The 6,187-nt window shown below is 47.2% G+C and carries 6 protein-coding genes and 1 pseudogene; 6 read left to right on the forward strand and 1 reads right to left on the reverse strand.

What is annotated here, in order from left to right:
• The 6 genes from AC5V8P_RS22385 to AC5V8P_RS22410 all read left to right on the forward strand — a co-directional run.
• Positions 1 to 1,039 (forward strand): cobalamin B12-binding domain-containing protein (locus AC5V8P_RS22385; RefSeq protein ID WP_495473877.1); only part of this gene is annotated, 1,039 nt, incomplete at its 5' end.
• A gap of 49 nt (positions 1,040 to 1,088) precedes the next feature.
• The gene (locus AC5V8P_RS22390) at positions 1,089 to 2,804 is read left to right on the forward strand and encodes an ATP-binding protein (protein ID WP_064798141.1); all 1,716 of its coding nucleotides are present in this window, start codon (positions 1,089 to 1,091) and stop codon (positions 2,802 to 2,804) included.
• A gap of 62 nt (positions 2,805 to 2,866) precedes the next feature.
• Positions 2,867 to 4,120: an MDR family MFS transporter gene (locus AC5V8P_RS22395; RefSeq protein ID WP_064798140.1), complete on the forward strand. Its 1,254-nt coding sequence runs from the start codon at positions 2,867 to 2,869 to the stop codon at positions 4,118 to 4,120.
• Between the two features lie 19 nt (positions 4,121 to 4,139).
• Positions 4,140 to 4,694: a nucleotidyltransferase family protein gene (locus AC5V8P_RS22400; protein ID WP_064798139.1), complete on the forward strand. Its 555-nt coding sequence runs from the start codon at positions 4,140 to 4,142 to the stop codon at positions 4,692 to 4,694.
• Between the two features lie 41 nt (positions 4,695 to 4,735).
• Positions 4,736 to 5,158, forward strand: a complete 423-nt coding sequence (locus tag AC5V8P_RS22405; RefSeq protein WP_063209064.1) for a GNAT family N-acetyltransferase — start codon at positions 4,736 to 4,738, stop codon at positions 5,156 to 5,158.
• Positions 5,159 to 5,226: 68 nt separating this feature from the next.
• On the forward strand, positions 5,227 to 5,865 hold the full coding sequence (locus AC5V8P_RS22410) for a GDSL-type esterase/lipase family protein (protein ID WP_063209062.1): 639 nt from the start codon (positions 5,227 to 5,229) through the stop codon (positions 5,863 to 5,865).
• 107 nt (positions 5,866 to 5,972) lie between these two features.
• On the opposite strand, the pseudogene AC5V8P_RS22415 reads toward AC5V8P_RS22410, so the two are convergent.
• Positions 5,973 to 6,187: pseudogene (locus AC5V8P_RS22415) on the reverse strand (tetratricopeptide repeat protein); the annotation flags it as partial.

A 6,187-nucleotide genomic window follows, 5' to 3' on the forward strand; every position in this document is an offset into this window, starting at 1 on the left:
TGAGTCGCTATTGATGCAAGCCGGAAATTTGGCTGAATTAGTTACCCATAAACAATACGAATTACAGCCGGATCTTTTGGAGCGCTTTGGGGACAACGGTAAAATAAAAACAAAACAGGACTCTATATATAGTTTAAACTATTTAGCTGAAAGTGTAATTATGAACAGTCCTATTTTATTTACGTATTATGTTGTCTGGTTAAAGAGACTTCTAGAAGGGTTCGGCATAACCCAAGAAGATTTAATCATCAATTTCCAATTAATTCGGGAGACAGTGGTAGAGCACTTCCATCACTCGGATAAAACGACAGTGCTGATGCATCTGGAATTGGGGATACAGCAAATTGGGAAGAAAGAGGAGTATGCCTCTTTTATTACAGATGATAATCCCTATGCTGCCGATGTGACTCAGTATTTGGAATATTTACTCTCAGGTAATCGCAGGCAAGCTTTGGATGGGATCGTCCGATTGCTTGATGAAGGTACATCTATTCAACATACTTACAAATATATTTTTCAAATCTCGCAATACGAAATAGGCCGCTTGTGGCATGAAGGCAAAATCACGGTTGGTCAGGAACATTTTTGTACTGCCGCGACTCAGTTTATTATTTCCAGCTTGTATCCCAGATGGATAGGTACTGGAAATAAGGGGCGCAGTCTCGTAGCAGCGTGTGTAGGCAGCGAGCAGCACGAAATAGGTCTGCGTATGCTAGCTGATATATTCGAGATGGATGGATGGGATACGTACTATTTAGGGTCTAATGTACCTGACCGGAGTCTGCTTCAAGCTATTGTGAGTTACAAAGCAGATGTGGTGGCTATCTCAGCCACCATGGCTTACCATGTCCATCTGGTGAAAAAGTTGATTGCTGTTATTCGTAAAGATACAGCTACTAGGCATGTGAAAATTATGGTCGGTGGTCTGCCTTTTAATCTCGATCCACACTTATGGCAGGAAGTGGGGGCGGACGGATACGCACCGGGTGCAGAGGAAGCACTGGAGGTAGCAGAGGACCTACTTTCGCTTAAGAGATAATGTTAGTGTTGGCAACCCGTAAGTCATTTTGTAAAGGGGGCCTTTTAATATGAAGGAACCGGCAGCAGAAATGGCTGTCCTGCGGAGAACGGTCGAACAATTAACGGATGAGGTTGTGAAAAGCAAAGCTGAGGAAGAAAAGCTGCTGAATGAATTTTCAGCAATGAACAACGAGCTGGTCAATCTGCAGCGTCAGCTTGCCAAAAGCAATGCGGAATTAAAGCGGACAAAGGAAGAAGCGATACGGGCTAATGATCTGAAGAGCACTTTTCTCGCCGTGGTTAGTCATGAATTCAGAACGCCAATGAACGGAATCCTGGGGATGATCGAAATGTTAGGTTCATCCAAACTATCTCCAGAGCAACGGCAGGCCATCAATGTAATACGTGAGTCGGCCTCTCTACTGTTAAACATGATTAATAATTTGCTCGATATATCCAAAATAGAAGCAGGACAGATGGAACTGGAGATCGGAAATGTCAGAGTCCAGGCGATTATGAGCCATGTTGCTCAGCTGTTGGAGCCGCAAATCTATCAGATGGGCAATCGTTTGAATATAGAGACTGATCCTGGCGTTGCAGAGCATCTCGAAGGAGATTCGGCAAGGATCATGCAGATCTTGCTTAATCTGTTGAACAATGCGAATAAGTTTACGAGCGAAGGGATACTTGTTGTTCGAACAAAATTGGTTGAGGAAACAACAGATTCCCAACGTGTTCGTTTTGAAGTACAGGATTCGGGCATCGGGATTTCACCGGAGGATCAGGACAAGCTGTTTCAGCCCTATGTGCAAGCCGGTGAAGGCAGTGCCTCCCAATATGGAGGAACGGGTCTGGGGCTGTGGATATGCAGTTCATTTGTGAAACTTATGCAGGGAGAGATTGGGGTCGTCAGCGAAGAAGGCCAAGGCTCCACTTTCTGGTTTGAAATTCCCTTCAGGAAGGCTTCAGGAAAGGCAGACGAAATAGAGGGACATGAAAATGGTGAACTGACGGCACATAGCGAGTTGCTTCGTGAGCATAGTCATTCTCAAGCGATCTTGGTGGCTGAGGATAATCGGGTGAATCGTCAAGTGGTGCAATCACAGCTCAACCATCTTGGGTTCCAACGTATTGACTTTGTGGAGGATGGACAAGCCGCAGTTAGAGCGGCTGCCGAACGATCCTACGCCTGTATTCTAATGGATCATCACATGCCTCTGCTAAACGGTCACGATGCGGCGAAGACAATTCGTCAGTGGGAAGCAGAAAATCAGCAGCCGCCTGTGCCGATCATTTCGTTGACCGGAAATGGGTTTGGGGAAGACCAGACCCGTGAGCGGGAAGCTGGAGTGAACGATTACTTGATAAAGCCAGTGACGATTGAAAATCTCGCAGAAAAGCTGGTCAAATGGCTCCCCACGCCGGAGTCCGAGCCTATTTTGAATGAGGATGTTATTCGTGAAATTATGCTGCTGGACGAGGATGGCAGCACGGGATTACTAGAGTCATTAGTCGAAATGTATACCAGTGATACACCTGCCAAAATCAACAAGTTAATAGAACTGGTTGCTGCGGGCGAAACTACAAAAGTAGTAGAGGCTGCTCATGAGCTGAAATCAGGCAGCGTGAGTCTGGGGGTCGGACGTTTGTCCAAGTTGCTGTCTGATATTGAACAGCTTGCACGGGAGAACCGACTCGGGAATGCACATGTGAAGTTGTCTGTGCTCCAGTCCGTCTATCAGGCAACGTGTGTAGAACTAGAACGTTATATTCACCAGTGCTAGACTGATGCTTCCCTTTTGTTAGACTTGCACTTGCACCTAGAAGGAGGATCTAAGTTAAATATATGAAAGAACAGCTGCGTTCCATTCACCCGCTGGCCTGGACAATTATAGCGGGTACCATTTTTGGTCGGATGGCCACCTCTATGAGTATCCCGTTTTTATCTATTTACCTGACCACTCATCTAGGGGTGTCCCCCTTTCATACAGGGGTGATCGTGTCGGTCAGCTCGCTGGTTGGCATTTTTGCCAGCTTTTACGGTGGATATATTTCAGACCGGATCGGACGGCGTAAGGTGATGCTGGTATCCATCGCGAGTTGGGCGCTTGTATTCGTCGCTTTTGCGTCGGCAGAAGTGGCATGGGCCTTTTTTGTCATTAATGCTCTGAATGGACTGTGCAGATCCTTATTTGAGCCAACTTCGCGGGCGCTATTATCAGATGTAACCCCCAAGGAGAAAAGATTGCTCGTCTACAACATGAGATACGCGGCAATTAATGTTGGTGTGGTAGCAGGGCCACTGCTTGGTTTGATGTTAGGATCGGCGTCTACAGGTACGCCGTTCATGGTAGCCGCTGGTGTCTATGCTCTATACGGGGTACTGCTGTTGATCCAGTTTACTCGGTATGCATCGGATCTGCATGTCGGCACAACAGTGGGAGAGGCTCCGCTGCGGATGGGCGAAGCGTTCCGAACCGCTAGTCGAGATCCCATATTTATGCCGATTCTGCTGGGAACCGTATTCTGCGTAATGGGCTATGCCCATTCCAATTCGACGATGCCTCAATTTTTATCATTGTCCTTTGAGGAAGGTACCCGGTGGTTTACATATATGCTAACGGTCAACGCGGTTTGCGTCTTGGCTTTTCAGTATCCGCTGGTGCGGTTGGCAAGCCGCTTTTCTCCAGTGAATTCCTTAATAGCAGGGAATATATGTATTGCAGTCAGCCTGCTGCTGTGCGGTATGTTAAATTCAGGCTGGATGTTTATACTGGATATGGTGCTGTTTACAGTAGGTGAAGTGTTATTATTCACGATGCTGGACGTACTGATTGATCAAATTGCTGATGCTCAATATAAAGGGACCTACTTTGGTACGATCGGTTTTAATAATTTAGGCAGTGTACTGGCTCCTTTATTTGGTGGCTGGTTGCTGGATATTTACGGTCAAACGGCACCGCTTGCCGTTTTTGGTCCGGTTTCACTGTCGGTTGTGATTGGGATTCCGTTCCTGCTTGTCGCACGTCGCCGTCTGGCGCAACGCACAGCTCGGTTTGCGGCCCAGGGAGGAGATTCCGTGCAGCAGCTGTCATCATAAAAAAGGGGCTGAGTACAGGATGCAGTCGGAAGAAGATGTGCTACGAATTATACAGTATATGAATGATCCACAGGTCTTGGAAGACTTGCGCTATGTACGTGAGTTGAAGCTTCCGCAAGGCTGTATAGCCGCAGGCTATGTACGCAATCGTGTGTGGGACAAGCTTCATGGCTATACAACGGCCACGCCTCTAAACGATATCGATGTTATTTATTTTGACCCCAAAAATACGCTAGAGGAACGAGATGAGTTTCTGGAGCATTCCTTGAATCGTAAACAGGCAGGACGCAACTGGTCTGTCAAAAATCAAGCGCGGATGCATATTCACAACGGGGAAGCTCCGTATTCTTCGATAGAGGATGCGATGAGCCGCTGGCCAGAGACGGCCACAGCGGTAGCCATTCGATTGAATGCCAAGGATCAAATGGAGGTCATTTGTCCGTATGGATTGAAAGATTTGCTGGATATGCGGGTACGTCAAAGCCCCTTGTTCCGTCACACTACGGCTTTTCGCCAGCGTGTATTTGAGAAACAATGGTTAGATAACTGGCCATTGCTTATTATGGAGAATTAAGGTGTAACCTCATTTTAGATGATAGGGAGAGACGAATAACGATGTTTAAAAATATAAAACCAGATTCAGATCGGGAGGAGGTGCTTGAGCTGCTTACCTACGCCGTGCTAGATCATCCTGAACGCGGGGAGGCTGCTTTACGTGCTTATCAATCCTCGGATGAATGGAATTTGTTCGGTGTGGAAGATGAAGGACTTATTGTAGGTGTTGTCGGTTTTGAGGAGCGAGAGGATGAAACGATCGTGCTCCATCACCTGGCTGTATTGCCTGAAAATCGTCATAGAGGCTACGGCAGAGGGATGTTGCTTACGCTTATTAAGGAACGTAGCCCGAAGCGCCTAACGGTGGATACGGATGCAGAGGGGGCAGATTTTTTCCGCAACGTGGGCTTTGCTGTCTATGGATCGGAGGATTTGCCAGATGGTGGGCAATTCCATTGTGTATATGAAATAGACGAAGAATAAGCGAATCTCCGGGTCCCGCTTCCTTTTTTCTACATAATATATGTTATGTCGGAGGGAGGTGGGTTTCATTGGCGTATCACTACACAGCGATTGGAGATTCTTTAACGACAGGTGCAGGGACGTTGCTGGGTGGTGGCTTTGTACCTGTCTATCAGCGAATGGCGGAAAGATATCTCCGCACACCCGTCAGTTACGAGAATTTGGGAATCAACGGATTGACGTCGCAGGAACTGCTGTCCATGGTTCGCAACAATTCGTTTTTTCGGTCGGCGATCAGCCGGGCTGAACTCATAACGGTGACGATCGGCGGGAATGATCTGCGTCCATATATCAGTTCACTTGCTGGAAGCCGAGGCTTGTCGGGTTCTTCCATTCCACAAGCGCTGAATCACACCAAAGAACATGTGCGCCAAATTGTACATGCCCTGTATCAAATCAAGCTCGGTCAGCGTGAGCCATTTATCATCCGAATGGTAGGATTGTATAATCCTTTTCCAGGGGTGAGAGAGGCGGGAGTATACGTGCGTCAATACAACTCGTTTCTCTATACATTGGGCGGACCCAATTACCGGGTAGCCAATATTTACCCCGCATTTGAAGGCAATGAACGGGCACTGCTTTCGCTGGACCGGATACATCCGAACAGCCGTGGTTATCGTGTGATTGCGGAAGAGCTGAATCGGCTTGGTTATGCGCCGTTACGATGAGCGAAAGAGGATGCTCTGGACCAGAAAAAAGTATAATAAAGAAAGAGGTTCATCATGGCAGATTAACTGTTCATGTTGAATCTCTTTTTTGCGTTTCAGCGTGCGGTTTAGCTGATTATTTTACGGAATAAACTGCGTGCAGCCCACTTGCGCTCACTTCGTTTGCGATATTTTGGCAGAGAACGATAGACAGCAATGGATTGGTTAAATGCAGCGATGGCCTCATCCTTGCGTCCCAGCATACGGTACATTAGGCCTGTCAGATAATAACCCTCGCTGGAAGAAGACTGAATCTCCTGAAACTGATGTAGATAGTGTAGTG

The organism is Paenibacillus sp. N119s (assembly GCF_059447605.1).

What these genes read in the sequence shown, in the direction of transcription:
- AC5V8P_RS22390 (WP_064798141.1), top strand. Translation starts at nt 1,089, where the DNA reads ATGAAGGAACCGGCAGCAGAAATGGCTGTCCTGCGGAGAACGGTCGAA.
- AC5V8P_RS22395 (WP_064798140.1), top strand. Translation starts at nt 2,867, where the DNA reads ATGAAAGAACAGCTGCGTTCCATTCACCCGCTGGCCTGGACAATTATA.
- AC5V8P_RS22400 (WP_064798139.1), top strand. Translation starts at nt 4,140, where the DNA reads ATGCAGTCGGAAGAAGATGTGCTACGAATTATACAGTATATGAATGAT.
- AC5V8P_RS22405 (WP_063209064.1), top strand. Translation starts at nt 4,736, where the DNA reads ATGTTTAAAAATATAAAACCAGATTCAGATCGGGAGGAGGTGCTTGAG.